The sequence below is a fragment of the Anabaena sp. 54 genome (genome assembly GCF_017355725.1).
GTDB classification, from domain to species: domain Bacteria; phylum Cyanobacteriota; class Cyanobacteriia; order Cyanobacteriales; family Nostocaceae; genus Dolichospermum; species Dolichospermum heterosporum.
In genome coordinates, this window is the sequence record NZ_JAAVWA010000034.1 from 41,744 (window position 1) to 59,380 (window position 17,637).

General features: G+C 39.0%; 14 protein-coding genes and 1 pseudogene. 11 read left to right on the top strand and 4 right to left on the bottom strand.

From position 1 onward, the window contains the following. Positions 1 to 51: 51 nt before the first annotated feature. Positions 52 to 243, bottom strand: coding sequence for a hypothetical protein (locus HEQ36_RS22075; RefSeq protein ID WP_168635745.1), 192 nt, complete (start codon positions 241 to 243; stop codon positions 52 to 54). 208 nt (positions 244 to 451) lie between these two features. Here HEQ36_RS22075 and HEQ36_RS22080 point away from each other — a divergent pair, with 208 nt between their 5' ends. After that, entirely contained in the window at positions 452 to 2,122 is a 1,671-nt protein-coding gene (locus HEQ36_RS22080) for an NACHT domain protein (RefSeq protein WP_325064597.1), read from the top strand. A 184-nt stretch (positions 2,123 to 2,306) separates the two neighbouring features. On the opposite strand, the pseudogene HEQ36_RS22085 reads toward HEQ36_RS22080, so the two are convergent. Then, positions 2,307 to 3,267, bottom strand: a pseudogene (locus tag HEQ36_RS22085) (IS110 family transposase). 397 nt (positions 3,268 to 3,664) lie between these two features. Here HEQ36_RS22085 and HEQ36_RS22090 point away from each other — a divergent pair. From HEQ36_RS22090 to HEQ36_RS22130, 9 genes are all read left to right on the top strand, one after another. After that, positions 3,665 to 5,485, top strand: a complete 1,821-nt coding sequence (locus tag HEQ36_RS22090) for a WD40 repeat domain-containing protein (protein WP_290708456.1) — start codon at positions 3,665 to 3,667, stop codon at positions 5,483 to 5,485. Positions 5,486 to 5,719: 234 nt separating this feature from the next. Continuing rightward, positions 5,720 to 6,607 (top strand): IS982 family transposase, encoded by an 888-nt coding sequence (locus tag HEQ36_RS22095; protein WP_168634808.1) that lies wholly within the window; start codon positions 5,720 to 5,722, stop codon positions 6,605 to 6,607. 171 nt (positions 6,608 to 6,778) lie between these two features. After that, positions 6,779 to 7,183 carry a hypothetical protein gene (locus HEQ36_RS22100; protein WP_290708457.1) on the top strand — a complete coding sequence of 135 codons (405 nt, stop codon included), beginning with the start codon at positions 6,779 to 6,781 and terminating at the stop codon, positions 7,181 to 7,183. A gap of 4 nt (positions 7,184 to 7,187) precedes the next feature. Beyond that, on the top strand, positions 7,188 to 8,540 hold the full coding sequence (locus tag HEQ36_RS22105; RefSeq protein ID WP_168635747.1) for an ATP-binding protein: 1,353 nt from the start codon (positions 7,188 to 7,190) through the stop codon (positions 8,538 to 8,540). A gap of 1,846 nt (positions 8,541 to 10,386) precedes the next feature. Then, entirely contained in the window at positions 10,387 to 10,920 is a 534-nt protein-coding gene (locus HEQ36_RS22110) for a YdcF family protein (protein WP_039205153.1), read from the top strand. A 105-nt stretch (positions 10,921 to 11,025) separates the two neighbouring features. Then, positions 11,026 to 12,189: a GuaB3 family IMP dehydrogenase-related protein gene (locus HEQ36_RS22115; RefSeq protein ID WP_053537907.1), complete on the top strand. Its 1,164-nt coding sequence runs from the start codon at positions 11,026 to 11,028 to the stop codon at positions 12,187 to 12,189. A gap of 112 nt (positions 12,190 to 12,301) precedes the next feature. Further along, positions 12,302 to 12,442 (top strand): hypothetical protein, encoded by a 141-nt coding sequence (locus HEQ36_RS22120; RefSeq protein WP_290708460.1) that lies wholly within the window; start codon positions 12,302 to 12,304, stop codon positions 12,440 to 12,442. Positions 12,443 to 12,549: 107 nt separating this feature from the next. Further along, a complete protein-coding gene (trxA, locus tag HEQ36_RS22125) occupies positions 12,550 to 12,873 on the top strand; it encodes a thioredoxin (RefSeq protein WP_027403318.1) in 324 nt (107 codons plus the stop codon). A gap of 443 nt (positions 12,874 to 13,316) precedes the next feature. After that, the gene (locus HEQ36_RS22130; RefSeq protein WP_053537906.1) at positions 13,317 to 14,387 is read left to right on the top strand and encodes an LOG family protein; all 1,071 of its coding nucleotides are present in this window, start codon (positions 13,317 to 13,319) and stop codon (positions 14,385 to 14,387) included. Between the two features lie 141 nt (positions 14,388 to 14,528). Here the strand turns inward: HEQ36_RS22130 and HEQ36_RS22135 are convergent, their stop codons facing one another. Further along, on the bottom strand, positions 14,529 to 14,678 hold the full coding sequence (locus HEQ36_RS22135) for a hypothetical protein (protein WP_199924369.1): 150 nt from the start codon (positions 14,676 to 14,678) through the stop codon (positions 14,529 to 14,531). Between the two features lie 724 nt (positions 14,679 to 15,402). On the opposite strand from HEQ36_RS22135, the gene HEQ36_RS22140 reads away from it, so the two are divergent. Continuing rightward, the gene (locus tag HEQ36_RS22140; RefSeq protein WP_053537905.1) at positions 15,403 to 16,725 is read left to right on the top strand and encodes a D-alanyl-D-alanine carboxypeptidase; all 1,323 of its coding nucleotides are present in this window, start codon (positions 15,403 to 15,405) and stop codon (positions 16,723 to 16,725) included. A gap of 323 nt (positions 16,726 to 17,048) precedes the next feature. On the opposite strand, the gene lptC is transcribed toward HEQ36_RS22140, so the two are convergent. Next, positions 17,049 to 17,637: LPS export ABC transporter periplasmic protein LptC (gene lptC, locus HEQ36_RS22145; protein WP_290708462.1), on the bottom strand; the 589-nt coding region annotated here is incomplete at its 5' end.

A 17,637-nucleotide genomic window follows, 5' to 3' on the forward strand; every position in this document is an offset into this window, starting at 1 on the left:
ACAATGCAGTTAGGTTAGCTGATTTTAGCAACACGGACTATATTTTTTCTGTTAATTTTGCTTTTGTCTTGGTATTCGCCACAGGAGAACAGTGGCCATAATTATAGTTGGTGATAAAATCATAATTAACACATTTGTCACCGTTGCTGGAATCCCTAAAAACGGAGCAGCATATTTAATTAATACCGATAGCAAAGTCGAAAATAATAGCAGCTTCAGCAAAAATCCCAGTTGATTTTCCATGACAGTGCGGGGAACACATAATTTTATAGGGTATATACCAAATAATAACTGAAAATAATAAATCTTTATCTCGTTTATCTCGTTCCTAGTCTCTGACTAGGAATGCAGTTGACGAGGCTCTGCCTCCATCTTATCTCATTGAAGCCAGAGCCTTATCTTATTCATTCCCAGGTCTCTGACTGGGAACGAGATAAAAATAATAAATATTGTGTTAGCTAAATCTTGCCATCTACCGTTAGGATGGAGTATAGGTATGAATTTCTGTCATATTATCGCTAAAATGGATATTAACCCAGTAATTAGTGCGATCGCTAAAATTGCTCCTGCTACTGCTACCCTGGCTATTAAGCAAACACAACGGAGTGAAACTGTAATTAGAATTAAACAGCAATTTGGGCTTAATCCGATCCAACCGCCAGGTGATACTATTAGCGTTTACGTTTATGCTTTAATAGAATATGGAGTATATAAGCCTGAGCCATTACTGAAACTTTTTAGAGAAAAAGAAATTCAAAAAGCTTTCTGGAAAGATTTTAACGCCGATCATCCCTTGATTTTTACTCCAGAAATAGAACATTTTCTAGATTGGAATATTTTGGGAGATGAAATAAGAGAATTAGAAAATATTAATATTCGTCAAGAATTTGAAGAATTTTATCAAGTTTTTGTTAGCGTAGCCAAACGCACGAGGACACCTGCGGAAGTTTTACGTGATAGAGGTTTAATAGACTGGAAAAATCATGAGAATCAAAAATATGACTATCCACCAGAATTTCAATCATTAATTACAGAAAAAATCAAATCATTCTGCGGTCGCAAATTTGTATTTGATGCCTTTAAAAACTTCATCAACACCAATAAAAAAGGCTATTTTACAGTTATCGGTGATGCGGGAATGGGTAAAAGTACCATCGCTGCAAAATACGTTTTTGAACATAAAACAATTTGTTATTTCAACAACTTACAAGAAAATCGTAATAGTCCTGAATTATTTCTGGAAAGCATTCGTCAACAACTCATTAACCGCTATCAATTAACAAATGTTGACAAGGATGATTTATCAACATTACTGGTAAAAGTTACTGAAAAAATAACCACTAATGAAAAATTAATCATTGTCGTTGATGCACTGGATGAAGTCAAGCAAGAACCAGGAGGAGAAAATATTTTATATTTACCGAAAACCCTACCAGATAATGTTTATTTCTTCCTAACTAGACGACGTTATGAAGCAACTAAAGAACGACTCTATACTGAAGGATTGAAAAAAGAATCTTTAAATTTAACTGATCCTAAATATAACCAAGAAAATCAGCATGATATTCAAGAGTATATTCGCTTCTGTTTAAACAATGATCCAGAACACAAAGACGGATTACAAACTTGGATAAAAACTAAAAATATCACCGATAACGCTTTTGTAAATGAATTAGCAACCAAGAGCGAAAATAATTTTATGTACCTGCGTTATGTTTTACCAGCAATAGCAGAGGGTAAATATAATGATTTGAATTTAACCCAATTACCCCAAGGTTTACAAAATTATTATCAAACTCATTGGGAACGGATGAGAATGAATGATTCATCTAAAAAAATGAAAGTAATGATTCTGTTTATTTTAGTGGAAATTGGTACACCAATATCCGGTGAGATGATGTTTGATATCGTTAATGAAGATGAATGTGATGTGGATGATATTTTAAATGAATGGATTGAATATTTGAAACCGCAAACCATAGATGAAGATATTTGTTATAGCATCTATCATGCTAGTTTCTTAGACTTCTTGAAAGCCAAAAAAGAATTTAAACCAACTCGCAAATTATTTGAAGACGTAAATCAGCGCATTGTTGATTATTGGGAGAGGATACAGGGATGATAATAAAATTTTACGATTTCCGTAGCGACTGTCTTGATTGTCAAGCGATCGTTAAGGAAAAATTTAAAGTCTAGGAAAAAAGTCAGAAAATAGAGGAGAAAAACAGAACAGAACAAAACAGGTAAATTATAGATTGCCATAAATTACCAAACTAGATTGGAGGTATAAAAACGACAGTAGAACTTTATGCAGAAATTGGTTGTGAGTCTTGAGAAATAGACCAAGGAAGATGATCTCGAATCATCGCATTTAAAATAACTAACATTTTATGAACGCAAGCAGTAATGGCCAATTTTTTGGGTTTACCACGTTCAACCAAGCGCTCATAAAAAGTTTTGATAACAGGATTATGACGCATGGCAACAACAGCACCCATATAAAGAATGGCACGAACATGGGCGCGACCACCATTAATCATGCGCTTACCTTTGTGCTGACCACTATCATGATTAATTGGTGCAACACCAACTAAGCGAGAGATTTGTTTGGCAGTTAATTGACCTAATTCTGGTAAGTCAGAAACTAAAGTGGTAGAAATTACTTGACCAATGCCAGGAGTAGTTTTGAGTAGATTGACTTTATCAATCCATTGTTGATTATTTTGGGTCAACGTCTCAATTTCTTGATTGAGTTGTTGAAGATGTTGCTCAAGATAATCAATATGGGATTCAATATCTGTCAAAGCTTTACCACGAGCGCGGTCACGGCGATTCTTTTCCGCTGTAGACATTTCTACTAATTGTCTTCGGCGACTAATTAATTCGCCTAATTGACGTGACATTTCACAATCAAAATGCTAACACCTCCGGTTTCATTGCTTCACCGAAATGCGCCAAAATCTGTGCATCAATGGCATCGGTTTTGGCTAACTTACCTGTAGCTTTAGCAAAGTCTCTTCCCTGACGAGGATTGATTAATGCTACTGGTAAAAGAGCCGCTTGCAATTGAATGATTAATTCTGTTTCTAGTCCTCCTGTTGCTTCCAGTACGATTAGGTTTAAATCGTTAGATTGAAGTTGCTTAACTAGATTAGCTATTTCTGTTTCAGTATTAGCAAATTGAAATGCTTTACCCATTGGACGGATATAAACATCAAGTGTTGCTTTACTTACGTCAATGCCTACCCATTGGGAGATATAATCCATTTTTAACTCTCCAATTTCAATTACTTCTTTTTAATTTGTTTTGTTTTTATTCATCCCCTTGATTTCACTCATCCTTGCACGATACGGGCTATATTATCTATGTCTTTGTTCATAGTTTTTACCCCAGGCGACTGTTCGAGTTCTGTCATGGAGATTGTTGTGGTGATCCTTGCTACAAAGCGGTCTTTTCTGACCCAGGTTGGGACGGTCTACCACTTCTTCTAACATACCTCTAAGATACAAGGTTGGGTTAAGCGAAGCGCAACCCAACATAACATATTGATTCAAAAGGAGAAATTGAGATTGTAGTTAGCGAAGCACAACCACACACCCAATTTAATGTTGGGTTTCCTTACGTCAACCCAACCTACAGATATTAATTTTTATCAAAAATCTTATGCCAGCAACTAACAAAAAATCATTATCAGATAAATCCTATTCCCAAAAAGCTTATTTGGGTAAATTTCCTTATAATTTGGTAAACTCCGGTAACTTAACCAAATATTTCCAAACCCTCACAGATTATCAATTCATATCCGCTAAAATCAATCATCCTGAATTTGGTATCCAAGCATTAATTGAAGATTATGATTTATTAGATGCTACCCAAACCGCAACCCACCCAGACCAAAGCAAAACCTTAAAATATATTCAAAGTGCTTTGCGACTGTCTGCACATATTCTCACCCAGGATAAACAACAATTAGTAAGTCAATTATGGGGAAGGTTACAAACCATTAAGACCCCAGCAATGCAAACCCTATTAACCCAAGCACAAAAAACTCACCCTCACCCTTGGTTGCGTCCCCTCACCCCCAGTCTCACCCAAGCAGGAGGAAGGTTACTCCGCACCCTCACAGGTCATAGTAGTTTTGTACAAGCAGTAGCAGTGACAGCAGACGGAAAACGGGTGATTTCTGGTTCAGTTGACAATACTGTGAAGGTGTGGAATTTAGAGACAGGGGAGGAACAGTTGACCCTCTCAGGTCATAGTGATTCGGTACAAGCAGTAGCAGTGACAGCAGATGGAAAACGGGTGATTTCTGGTTCTTGGGACAATACTGTGAAGGTGTGGAATTTAGAGACTGGGGAGGAACAGTTGACCCTCTCAGGTCATAGTCATTGGGTACAAGCAGTAGCAGTGACAGCAGACGGAAAACGGGTGATTTCTGGTTCTTGGGACGAAACTGTGAAAGTGTGGAATTTAGAGACAGGAGAGGAACTGTTCACCCTCTCAGGTCATAGTAGTTTTGTACAAGCAGTAGCAGTGACAGCAGACGGAAAACGGGTGATTTCTGGTTCAGTTGACAATACTGTGAAGGTGTGGAATTTAGAGACAGGGGAGGAACAGTTGACCCTCTCAGGTCATAGTGATTCGGTACAAGCAGTAGCAGTGACAGCAGATGGAAAACGGGTGATTTCTGGTTCTTGGGACAATACTGTGAAGGTGTGGAATTTAGAGACTGGGGAGGAACAGTTGACCCTCTCAGGTCATAGTGATTCGGTACAAGCAGTAGCAGTGACAGCAGATGGAAAACGGGTGATTTCTGGTTCAGTTGACAATACTGTGAAGGTGTGGAATTTAGAGACAAGGGAGGAACAGTTCACTCTCTCAGGTCATAGTGATTCGGTAAACACAGTAGCAGTGACAGCAGACGGAAAACGGGTGATTTCTGGTTCAGTTGACAATACTGTGAAGGTGTGGAATTTAGAGACAAGGGAGGAACAGTTCACTCTCTCAGGTCATAGTGATTCGGTAAACACAGTAGCAGTGACAGCAGACGGAAAACGGGTGATTTCTGGTTCATTTGACAATACTGTGAAGGTGTGGAATTTAGAGACAAGGGAGGAACAGTTCACTCTCTCAGGTCATAGTGATTCGGTAAACACAGTAGCAGTGACAGCAGACGGAAAACGGGTGATTTCTGGTTCAGTTGACAATACTGTGAAGGTGTGGAATTTAGAGACAAGGGAGGAACAGTTCACTCTCTCAGGTCATAGTGATTCGGTAAACACAGTAGCAGTGACAGCAGACGGAAAACGGGTGATTTCTGGTTCATTTGACAATACTGTGAAGGTGTGGAATTTAGAGACAAGGGAGGAACAGTTCACTCTCTCAGGTCATAGTGATTCGGTAAACACAGTAGCAGTGACAGCAGACGGAAAACGGGTGATTTCTGGTTCATTTGACAATACTGTGAACCTGAGTTCGATGTAAGAAAACCAGCTAAAAATGAGTATTCAAAAGGGTTAGAGGCTTTTCTGGAAAGAGCCTATATTCTCAATAAGCCTTAATTATTGAGAATTAATAGGAAACCAGCCTAGATTTAAGTAAATTTTCATAACAAAATCTAAATTTATATTACGAATACTATTTGAATACAAACTCAAAGTACCTCAGATTAGGGACAATAGAAGAGGTTTAATTAAAGAAAATTAATGATTATAACTCATGGAATTAGAAACTATTTTCTGTGAAATTGATGATTTTTGTACCTATTTTGAGCCAATATTTCAAGCTCAACTTATCCCATCCCAAATAAAAAAAAGAATTAGACCCAGCCGATTATGTCTAAGTGAAATTATGACAATAATTGTGTATTTTCATCGCTCTAGTTACCGCAATTTTAAAGATTATTACCTGAAACATATCTTCAAATATTGCCAAGGTGAATTTCCCAATTTAGTGAGTTATCAAAGATTTGTTGAATTAATGCCAAATGCTTTAATTCCCTTGATGTATTATCTGAATACACGAAAAGGACTCAATACAGGTATAAGTTTTATTGATAGTACCTCTATTCCCATTTGTCATTCTAAAAGAGCCAAGACAAATAAGGTCTTTAAAGATTTAGCTGGCTGGGGGAAAAGTTCTATTTGTTGGTATTTTGGGTTTAAACTTCATTTGATTATTAATGATCAAGGAGAGTTACTTGCGTTTCAAATTACTCCTGGAAATACAGATGACCGAAAACCTGTTCCCACTTTGACTAAGAACTTATTTGGGAAAATATTTGGAGACAAAGGATATATTTCTCAAAAACTCTGGCTTGAACTTTGGTCTAATGGACTCAAATTAATCACTCCTTTCAAGAAAAATATGCGGAATAAGCTCTTGTCCCTGGAGGAGAAATTAATGCTCCGAAAACGCTCTTTAATTGAAACTGTTAATGACCAACTCAAAAATATTTCACAACTTGCTCATTCTCGACATCGAAGTGTTACTAATTTCATGGTTAATGTTGTTGCTGCAATAATAGCTTATACTTGGCAACCTAAAAAACCTTCTTTAAGATTTGATGAAAATGAAATTGAAACCTTACCAGTTTTATTAGCTTAATTACCAATTAAATATCAATATTACCTAATAGTAAATACATTTCAAAAAATTAATTTTTTGAGAACTTTTTGGCGTGGGCTTTAATTCTCAATAACCAATACTTATTGACAGAACTGTTGCTGTTACGTACTTTTAGACTTTTTATTTACATCGAACTCAGGTACTGTGAAGGTGTGGAATTTAGAGACAAGGGAGGAACAGTTGACCCTCTCAGGTCATAGTGGTTGGGTACAAGCAGTAGCAGTGACAGCAGACGGAAAACGGGTGATTTCTGGTTCTTCGGACAATACTGTGAAGGTGTGGAATTTAGAGACTGGGGAGGAACAGTTGACCCTCTCAGGTCATAGTAGTTCGGTACTAGCAGTAGCAGTGACAGCAGACGGAAAACGGGTGATTTCTGGTTCTAGGGACAATACTGTGAAGGTGTGGAATTTAGAGACAGGGGAGGAAATAGCTGCTTTCAGTGGTGATAGTCACTTTCATTCCTGTGCGGTTGCGCCAGATGGGTTAAAAATTGTTGCGGGTGACGCTGGGGGAATGGTGCATTTTTTAAAGTGGGAAAATCCGGGAGCATGAAATTATGAGTTTATCACCCAGACCACCAACTATGAATAATTCCATAGTTAATCACCAAGAATTTGCAGCAATAATTCACCAAAAAAGCGCGAATTTTCTGGGTCGTGATTTCGTGTTTACTGCGATTAATAATTTTCTCAATCGTTACAATCGGGGTTATTTCACAATTATCGGTCTACCCGGTAGCGGTAAAAGTGCAATTATTGCTCAATATATTAATCAAAACAATCCCCCAGAAAATCGCCAGGTAATTTATTACAACGCAGAACTAGAGGGGAAAAATCACGCTGAAGAATTTCTGAAATTTGTTTGTCAGCAATTATTAGATATCACCCCTCCCCAACCCTCCAATATTCAAAGTTTATCCTCTTCTTCCCCCCGTAGCGGGGGGACTGAGGGGGGTGCAGGGAGGGAGAAAAACATCCCCCTGTTTACGGGGGGAATGAGGGGGGTTCTTCCCGACAACGCTACAGAAGGGAGTTGGTTTTTATCCTTGCTTCTCCAACAAATCAGCGACCATCTACAATCAAATCAACCAAATCAAAAATTAATTATTGCTATTGATAGTTTAAATTGCATTAATTCCCAATTACAACCACCAGGAACAAATATTTTTTATCTTCCTCGCTACATTCCCCAAGGGATTTATTTTCTCCTTACCCGTCGTCCGTTTTTATCAGATAATTCTGGTTTATTAATAGAAGCACCGGTGCAAAGTTTGCATTTAGAAGATTATCCACAGGAAAATAAACGAGATATTCAAAATTATATTCGGAGAAACCTAACCCCCCTCACCCCCCTTCCCTACGAGGGAATGGGGGAACAAGATGCTTCTAACTCCCCTTCTCCTATTACAGAAATAGAGGAAAAAAACTTGTCTAACTCCCCTCTCCTCGCAGGAGAGGGGTTGGGGGAGAGGTCAATCAAATCCTGGTTAAATACCCACCAAATAAATGAAGCAGAATTTATAACTAACTTAACCAACCGCAGCGAAAATAATTTTCTGTATATCAGCCAAATTTTAGCTGCTATTACTAATAATTTTTATCCCCAACCTTCCCAAATAGGAACATCATTTCCACCACCATTAGAAACCTATTACCAACAACATTTAGAAAAAATGCTGGGTTCTCAATATCAAGATTTTCCCCTAGCAGTGTTGCAAGTTTTATCCCAGACAACACAACCCATATCAGTTACAGATATTGCCAATTTCCTAAATACTGATGAATATGATATTGAAGAATTATTAGAAAATTGGTTAGAGTTCTTGCAAATAGAAACTATTTCTGACTCAACCACCTACAAATTCTATCATGATAATTTCCGCCAATGGCTCATAAAATCTTTGTTTTGATCCTGTACATCCTTTAATCCTGCACATCCTGATAGCGAAGCATGGCGTATCACTCCTCCGTCGTCACGCAAGCTATAGCCATTTCTGACAATTTACCTAAGAGGATGTTTGAAAAGTGTTATTCCGTAATTTTCATCACATTGCTACCCCCCTTTCCCCTTGTAAAGGGGGGAAACAATAAAAATCCAGTTCCCTCCCCTTTACAAGGGGAGGGTTAGGGTGGGGTAAAAAATATTTGATACATCAACCATAACTTTTCAAACACCCTCTAAGAGACTTCCAAATAAAAAAATGTCCCAAAACTGATGCAGAAATTCTCTCTCTGTGTACTCTGTGCCTCTGTGGTTCGTTTCTTAGGATAATTTATTTCTTGGAAGTCTCTAACTAGTACATCACGGCGTAAATAAAGCAACCATATTCAATCGCCAAAAAGCTTACTGTATATTAGTTTTGACTTTTGACTTTTGACTTCCGCCCTGCGGTACTAGCCACTTAGAGACTTCCAAATAAAAAAATGTCCCAAAACTAACGCAAAAACCCTCCCTATTTCTTCTCTCTCTGTGTACTCTGTGCCTCTGTGGTTCGTTTGTTCATTTATTTATTGGGATAATTTATTTCCTGGAAGTCCCTTAGAGGATGTTTGAAAAGTGGTATTCCGTAATTTTCATCACATTGCTACCCCCCTTTCCCCTTGTAAAGGGGGGAAACAATAAAAATCCAGTTCCCTCCCCTTTACAAGGGGAGGGTTAGGGTGGGGTAAAAAATATTTGATACATCAACCATAACTTTTCAAACACCCTCTAAGAGACTTCCAAATAAAAAAATGTCCCAAAACTGATGCAGAAATTCTCTCTCTGTGTACTCTGTGCCTCTGTGGTTCGTTTCTTAGGATAATTTATTTCTTGGAAGTCTCTAACTAGTACATCACGGCGTAAATAAAGCAACCATATTCAATCGCCAAAAAGCTTACTGTATATTAGTTTTGACTTTTGACTTTTGACTTTTGACTTCCGCCCTGCGGTACTAGCCACTTAGAGACTTCCAAATAAAAAAATGTCCCAAAACTAACGCAAAAACCCTCCCTATTTCTTCTCTCTCTGTGTTCTCTGTGCCTCTGTGGTTCGTTTTTTCATTTATTTATTGGGATAATTTATTTCCTGGAAGTCCCTTAGGAACGCAAATTTAATAACCTGCAATTCTGACTTAACCTGAAATGGTGCGTTACGCTGTCGCTAACACACCCTACTTTTGCACTTTATTTAATTCATATTCCTTAATATTACTAGCAAAAGCGATCGCCTCGAAGGTAAATATAAAGATTTATGTATTCTTTCCTGATTGTATTCATTAAGAATTGAAAATTATGTTTGTGAAAATAAATAAATCATTGTCACATATAGCAAGCAGTTGCACTAATTAAAATTCTTAGGCGTGTTAAGTCTTATAGTAAACCTAAAAATTATGTTGTCAATGAATGGTGAGACACCTTTGATTAATTTTCTCAGATAGTTTAGGATATGGCAGAAATTACAGCAATGTAGATTCAGTTAAGTAGGTGAGCGTTGAAAATTGTCGTTATGGCAAGGCAAAAGGCAAGAGGCAAGAGGCAAGAGTGAAGAGGGTTTGGGCGATTTTACATTTCTTTACACAGTTTGGTTTTATTGTGTTCACCTACTTACTATGATCGCAACGTTACAACTTTTTTCTAGACATAGTTCGCAAAAACTTATACTAACCATCATCCCTGTGCGTTATTGTGCTGATTTTTAAAGAAAACTCTAGTCCGAATAGACATACCTATAGAGCCTTGAATAAGCTACTTTTGACAGGGAAATCTGTGAGGGTTATGGCTTGTCTTCTCCCCTTATTCATCTGGTGGGGGTGCAAGGCAGTACAAAACCAATTTGTACAACCACAAGCAATATTAGTTTTAGGCGGTTCTACTCGCTTACTAGAAAGAGAAAAGTTTACAGCCAAATTAGCTCGTCAGTATCCCAATATACCTATTTGGATTTCTGGAGGCAGTCCGCCGCAGCATACTAAAAAAATATTTGCTAATGCTGGAGTTGATCCCCAACGTTTAAATTTAGACTATGAAGCTGTAGACACAGTTACTAATTTTACTACTACAGTGGATGAATTGCAATCTCGTGGCATCAAAAGTGTTTATTTAATTACATCTGACTTTCATATGCGTCGTGCTTGCATCGTTGGTGAAATTGTTTTAGGTAGTCGAGGCATGAATTTTAAACCCCTATCAGTTCCTTCAGAAAATTCACCAGAACCGATTGAAAAATCTCTTCGGGATGGTGCTAGGGCCGTTATTTGGGTAGCCACAGGTTATACAGGTGCTAATTATGCCAATAAAAATAAACCCTAGAACATCAGAACCGAATTAAAAATCAAAAATTTTCAATTGTTCCCAATTCCCAATATCACCACAATTTGATACCCTAGCTTAAACAGTTTTGAGAAAAGTTAAAGCGTGGAAATTCAACTTGGGCGGGGAAAAGTGGCGCGTCGAGCCTATGGAATTGACGAAATTGCTTTAGTCCCTGGTAACAGAACTCTCGATCCGAGTTTAGCTGATACCAAGTGGCAAATCGGCAATATTGAGCGAGAAATCCCCATTATTGCCAGTGCAATGGATGGTGTGGTTGATGTACAAATGGCTGTTCGCTTGTCCCAGTTGGGAGCATTGGGCGTAATTAATTTAGAGGGTGTCCAAACTCGCTATGCCGACCCCGAACCGATTTTAGATCGGATTGCCTCCGTCGGCAAAGATGAATTTGTCAGCCTGATGCAAGAACTATATGCTGAACCAATAAAGCCGGAATTAATTGAAAAACGTATTCAGGAAATTAAACAACAAGGCGGTATTGCGGCAGTTAGCGCAACTCCAGCAGGTGCAAGCAAATATGGCGAAGTCGTAACTAAAGCTGGAGCAGATCTATTTTTTATCCAAGCTACAGTAGTCTCTACCGATCATATATCTCCAGAAGCTATTACTCCCCTTAATTTAGCGGAGTTTTGCAGTTCTATGGCTATCCCTGTGGCTTTGGGAAATTGCGTTACATATCAAGTCACCTTAGAGTTGATGAAAGCTGGTGCAGCAGCGGTATTGGTAGGTATTGGACCCGGTGCTGCTTGTACTTCTCGTGGAGTGTTGGGCGTGGGCGTACCTCAAGCCACTGCGATCGCCGATTGTACAGCCGCTAGAGACGATTATTATCGGGAAACCGGTAAATATATCCCCATCATCGCTGACGGTGGTTTAATCACCGGAGGAGACATCTGTAAATGTATTGCCTGCGGTGCTGACGCTGTTATGATTGGTTCTCCATTTGCCAGAGCCGCCCAAGCCCCTGGGCGTGGTTATCACTGGGGTATGGCAACTCCTAGCCCAGTCTTACCTCGTGGGACTCGCATTCGCGTGGGTACAACTGGAACTCTAGAACAAATACTCAGAGGACCGGCTGGTTTGGATGATGGTACTCATAATCTTTTAGGAGCTTTAAAGACGAGTATGGGAACTTTAGGGGCTAAAAACATTAAGGAAATGCAGCAGGTTGAAGTTGTCATTGCTCCTTCTTTGTTAACAGAAGGTAAGGTTTACCAAAAAGCCCAACAGTTAGGTATGGGTAAATAAGGGATTGGGGACTGGGGACTGGGGATTGGGGATTGGGGACTGGGGATTGGGCATTGGGCATTGGGCATCGTTAAGGGTTTTCTGCTGACAACTGACCATTGACAACTGACAATTGACAACAACTTTGAGAATGACTGGAAAAATCACATATCTAGCCTACAATAGAGATGGCGGAGACAAAAGTTTCCGTTCACTCCTCACACCACACTCCGCCCGGACTAATGTTCGGGCGGTTCCTTATGGTAGGGATTAGTTTTCTAGTTTCCTGGCAAATGTATATCCTTTATCCTTAATAGGATGTTTTTGCTATGGTAGAATTTTCACCAACCTCGGAAATATCTTATGTAAAGGTTTTTAGGTATGTCAGCAGCAGAACAAGTTACAGATTCTACGTTTAAGCAAGAAGTCCTCGACAGCGAAGTTCCCGTATTAGTTGACTTTTGGGCTCCTTGGTGTGGTCCATGCCGCATGGTAGCCCCTGTTGTGGACGAAATCGCCACTCAGTATGGAGATCAATTAAAAGTTGTGAAAGTTAATACTGATGAAAATCCTCAGATTGCTAGTCAGTATGGTATTCGCAGTATTCCTACATTAATGATTTTCAAAGATGGACAAAAAGTAGATATGGTGGTCGGTGCTGTACCTAAAACCACTTTAGCTAACACTTTGGAAAAGTATCTTTAAGCTGAATAGACAATAAACTTAGCTTAAACAGTAGAAGCCTCTCACCTACCCGATAGGGAGGTGATGAGATGAATACAATACGCGTAAGTGAAGAATTGACCAACGAGCAAAATTGAGCATAGCGAAATCAGCAATGTTGGTCGATGTTAGCGCAGCGGTACGAAGTGCGGAACGAACACTTTTTTCGTTTTTCTCCAAATATCTGATATAACACTCAGTGATAGGTGTAACCCAAATTAAATGCACCAAAAGCAGCCTATTACAAAAGTTAAAAATTATCTCCAAATGTTTGAAAAGTCATGATTGCTGTATCAAATGTTTTACCCCTCCCTAACCCTCCCCTTATAAAGGGGAGGGAACTGGATTTTTATTGTTGGTTGATTTGCGCTTTACTGTATTAGCAACTTTCGTTAAAATATAATGCCATTATTGCGGCAGTAAGTATGACTTCTGAAGCGTCCTTTTCTTCATTAGATTCTCTCCAAGCAGATATTGCTGAACTCATAGACCGTTTACCGACACTAAAACATAGGCAATTTATTCAGCAATCACTCACCACAATTTTGCGTCTTGCTGATAGTGATATTGAGCGTCTCGATTGGAAAATATTATCTGCCGCTTTAGCAGATATGGAATGTGGTTTCCAATTATTTTATAACTACCGCCATGTGCGGAAAATTACTATTTTTGGTTCAGCGCGTCTAGCACCAGATACACCAGCATATCAAATGGCTCTGCAATTTAGTCGGGCTGTTTCCGCGCTAGGATTTATGATTATGACAGGTGGTGGTGGTGGGATTATGCAAGCTGGTCAAGAAGGTGCTGGTAGGGAAAATTCCTTTGGTTTAAATATTCAGTTACCTTTTGAGCAACAAGCTAACCCAATTATTGAAGGTGATGCTAAACTAATTAATTTTAAATACTTTTTCACTCGCAAGTTATTTCTTCTGAAAGAAAGTGATGCTGTGGCTTTGTTTCCTGGTGGTTTTGGCACTCAAGATGAGGCTTTTGAATGTATGACATTGAGCCAAACAGGTAAATTTGGTCCAGTTCCTTTGGTGTTAATTGATCAACCAGGAGGCGATTATTGGCGTTCTTGGAGTCAATATATTGATGAGAAATTGGTAAAAACAGGGCTTGTTAGTGCAGATGATCCGAGTTTGTACACTGTTACAGATAATCTTGAAGTTGCTTGTAATGCCATTACTGGATTTTACCGAATTTATCACTCTAGTCGTTATGTTGGTGATCAGTTGGTGATCCGGTTAAAAGAAGATTTATCCGATGCTCAAGTGGAATTACTTAATACTCATTTTTGTGATATTTTGCTGACAGGTAAAATTGTTAAAAGCCAAGCATTACCGCAGGAGGAACAAGATGAAACATCTAGTTTACCCCGGTTAGTTTTAAATTTTAATCAACGAGATTTAGGGCGTTTATATCAAATGATTGGAGTAATTAATCAGGTGGGTGTTCCCACTCCAGAGGAATTGGCACATCCAGAAAGGAAGTAAGTAGGTTGGCGTTGAAAATTGTCGTTATGGCAAGGCAAAAGGCAAGAGGCAAGAGGCAAGAGTGAAGAGGGTTTGGGCGATTTTACGTTTCTTTACACAGTTTGGTTTTATTGTGTTCACCTACTTAACCTATCCAATTTATTAATTAGGAATGTGAATTAAATAAACTGCAAAAGTCAAAAAGTAGGGTGTGTTAGCGACAGCGTAACGCACCATTCCACAGACTTGCACTATGGGAAATATTATGTAGGGCTTGCTGATAGCGTAGCGTGGTGTTAACCATATAAACATAAAACTGTTACAAGTTAATGATTTGATGGGGATAGAAGGTGAATTAGGTGCAAGGAATAAGCGTTAAAATTGTTCATTTACCAAACTGACAAGTCAGCACTGACGCTATCACTTTCCCAGATTTAATCTTTTTTATAATCGTCTTTAGCCAGGGGAGTGTCAACAATACTGATAAATATAATCAGGCTCGTATATTAGTATAAGTTGCTAGGAAAAGAGGGAATTAAAAGTTAAAAATAGTTTCAGAATACAGCACTTCCCGATGTTATCAGGTACAAGAACCCCACCCCCCACCCCCTCCAGTATCAAAAGCTTATCCTTTTCTTCCCTCCGCTGCGGGGGGATTGAGGGGGGTGTGATGAGGGGGCTAAGATGTACCTCATAAGAGCGGAAACCGCTGTATCAATACCTTGTCCAAATTGGAAAAAGCCTTGATTTGTAGGTTGGATATCAGCTTAAGGGACTTCCAAGAAATAAATTATCCTGATTAACGAACCACAGAGGCGCAGAGGACACAGAGGAATAAGGGTTTGAGAGATTTTTGCGTTAGGTGGTTGAGTATTTTTTTATTTGGAAGTCCCTAAAAAATATGAAACCCAACAAATGCGCTGGGTTGCGCTGTCGCTTAACCCAAACTACAGAAAATAGACAAGGTATTGAATATAGTTTACGCTTACGAAATTAAAGAAAACTCTTACCAATTAACGAATAAAGGAATTTGAATATGCTGGAATTATTAGGATCAGGTTTGTTTTCTATCTGGCTAGAAGTGGCTAAGGCGCAGATTCAACCGTTAGAAGCTTTGAGTGTGTTGGCTTGGCAAGGTAGTTCTAATTTGATTCTTGTCCCTGATCCAAGCCCAGCAGGCGCTATTACGGTTCACGAATATCTTAATGGGTTAATTACGTCAAAATTAATTGACCAAAATCTCATGTCCTCTCAGGGGATTTGGTTACAGTCGGGACCAATGCTGATGGCTAATCATCAAGGTACTATACCTTTACCCGCTGCTTCTTTAACTAAGGTTGCTACTTCATTGGTGGCTTTGAAAGCTTGGGGACCAGATCACCAATTTGAGACTTTAGTTAGTAGCACTGGACCTTTAGTAAATGGGGTGGTGCAGGGTGATTTAGTGATTACTGGTAGTGGTGATCCTATGTTTGTGGGGGAGGAAGCGATCGCTCTGGGAAATACTCTGAATAAAATAGGTATTAAGCAAGTTAAGGGAAATCTGGTAATTACTGGGGCTTTTGCCATGAATTTCCAACGTCATCCCCTGCTTGCCGGTCAATTACTCAAACAAGCACTAAATCACCAAACTTGGTCGCGTTCTGTGGTTTTCCAATACTCAATTATGCCCAAAGGAACACCTAAACCCCAAGTGATTATTGCTGGTAATATTAAAGTAGACCCTCAACCTAAAGTTGGGCAAACTTTACTGGTACGTCATCTTTCCTTACCTTTGCAAAAAATCATTAAGGAAATGAACGTTTTCAGTAATAACGATATTGCGGAAATGTTAGCCAATTCTGTGGGAGGTGCAGATGTAGTTAGCACCACAGCATCCCAACTGGCTAGATTCCCAAAGTCAGAAATTCTCTTGATTAATGGTTCTGGTTTAGGGAAGGAAAATCGAATTTCTCCCAGGGGGGTTTGTGCTATGTTTATGGCATTACAACGGGAAGCTAGTTTTTATCAGTTAAATTTAGCTGATTTATTTCCTACCTCTGGACTAGATCATAGAGGCACGATCCATTCTCGACATATGCCCAAAGCAACGGTAATGAAAACTGGTACTCTCAATGATGTTAGTGCTTTAGCTGGAGTTGTCCCCACACGCGATCGCGGTTTGGTCTGGTTTACAATCATTAATCGTGGTGGCAATGTATCAGCTTTTCGGGTTCAACAAGATAAACTTCTCCAGACTTTAGAAAAAGAATTAGAAGTATCTACTGACATTCCCGATACTGTCACACCTCGATTAGATAATTCTTTACCAAATCTTGGTGCAGATAATCGCAATAAAGTTTTATACAACCAATCATAGGGGGGAAGGAGTCAGCAGTTCAGGAGTTCAGGAGGTAGGGGCGCAGGGCCTGCGCCCAGTCACGAGTTCAGAAGAATGAAGAATGAAGAATGAAGAATGAAGAATGAAGAATGAAGAATGAAGAATGAAGAATGAAGAATGAAGAATGAAGAATGAAGAATGAAGAATGAAGAATGAAGAATGAAATTTCTCCCCTACTCCCCCTACTCCCCTTACTTCCCCCACTCCCCCCACTCCCCCAACTCCCCCCACTCCCCCTACTCCCCCAACTCCCCCAACTCCCCCACTCCCCCCACTCCCCCACCCCCCAACTCCCCTACCCCCTACCTACCTTCCTGGGGGATAATTTCTGTGACTACTCTGCTTTTGGACGAATTACCACCTTTAACAACAATATTTTCTGTTTCTAAATTACCGACGGCTGTTTCCCCTTGAAAAGTTAATTTTGGTTCAATTTGACGATAAATTATATTTCCTTGAGCTTCTAACAATTTTTTATCTAAATACCAAGTCAGTTGATTTGATTTTAAAGACTGACTACGTTTTCCAACCGCATTAACATTACCAGTGAGATACACCGTGTTTTCTGGTATTTTCATTTTTCCCTGATTAGCGGTGACAGTCACATTCTCAGCAGTTTGAAATATGCGAATAGGAGAATTTGTGGTAATATTTTCTTTGTTAATATTCCAGGTTATAGAGTTACTAGTAATTTGCATTGGTGGATCTATTAACTCTAATTTTGCCTGTGGTTTGAGAGTCGCAATTTGAGTTTTTAAATTAATTTCTGCGGCGTTACCCTGACCACGTGCAGTAATTTTGTTATCTTTATATCTTTCTATTTGAATTGGGCGATCGCTAAATAATTTCTCCTCCTTAATATGCCATATTAAATGCTCAGTTTGCATTTGC

Coding starts and splice junctions, on each gene's coding strand:
- HEQ36_RS22095 (WP_168634808.1), top strand. CDS start 5,720: ATGGAATTAGAAACTATTTTCTGTGAAATTGATGATTTTTGTACCTAT.
- HEQ36_RS22135 (WP_199924369.1), bottom strand. CDS start 14,678: ATGTTTATATGGTTAACACCACGCTACGCTATCAGCAAGCCCTACATA.
- HEQ36_RS22105 (WP_168635747.1), top strand. CDS start 7,188: ATGAGTTTATCACCCAGACCACCAACTATGAATAATTCCATAGTTAAT.
- trxA (WP_027403318.1), top strand. CDS start 12,550: ATGTCAGCAGCAGAACAAGTTACAGATTCTACGTTTAAGCAAGAAGTC.
- HEQ36_RS22130 (WP_053537906.1), top strand. CDS start 13,317: ATGACTTCTGAAGCGTCCTTTTCTTCATTAGATTCTCTCCAAGCAGAT.
- HEQ36_RS22090 (WP_290708456.1), top strand. CDS start 3,665: ATGCCAGCAACTAACAAAAAATCATTATCAGATAAATCCTATTCCCAA.
- HEQ36_RS22110 (WP_039205153.1), top strand. CDS start 10,387: ATGGCTTGTCTTCTCCCCTTATTCATCTGGTGGGGGTGCAAGGCAGTA.
- HEQ36_RS22075 (WP_168635745.1), bottom strand. CDS start 243: ATGGAAAATCAACTGGGATTTTTGCTGAAGCTGCTATTATTTTCGACT.
- HEQ36_RS22140 (WP_053537905.1), top strand. CDS start 15,403: ATGCTGGAATTATTAGGATCAGGTTTGTTTTCTATCTGGCTAGAAGTG.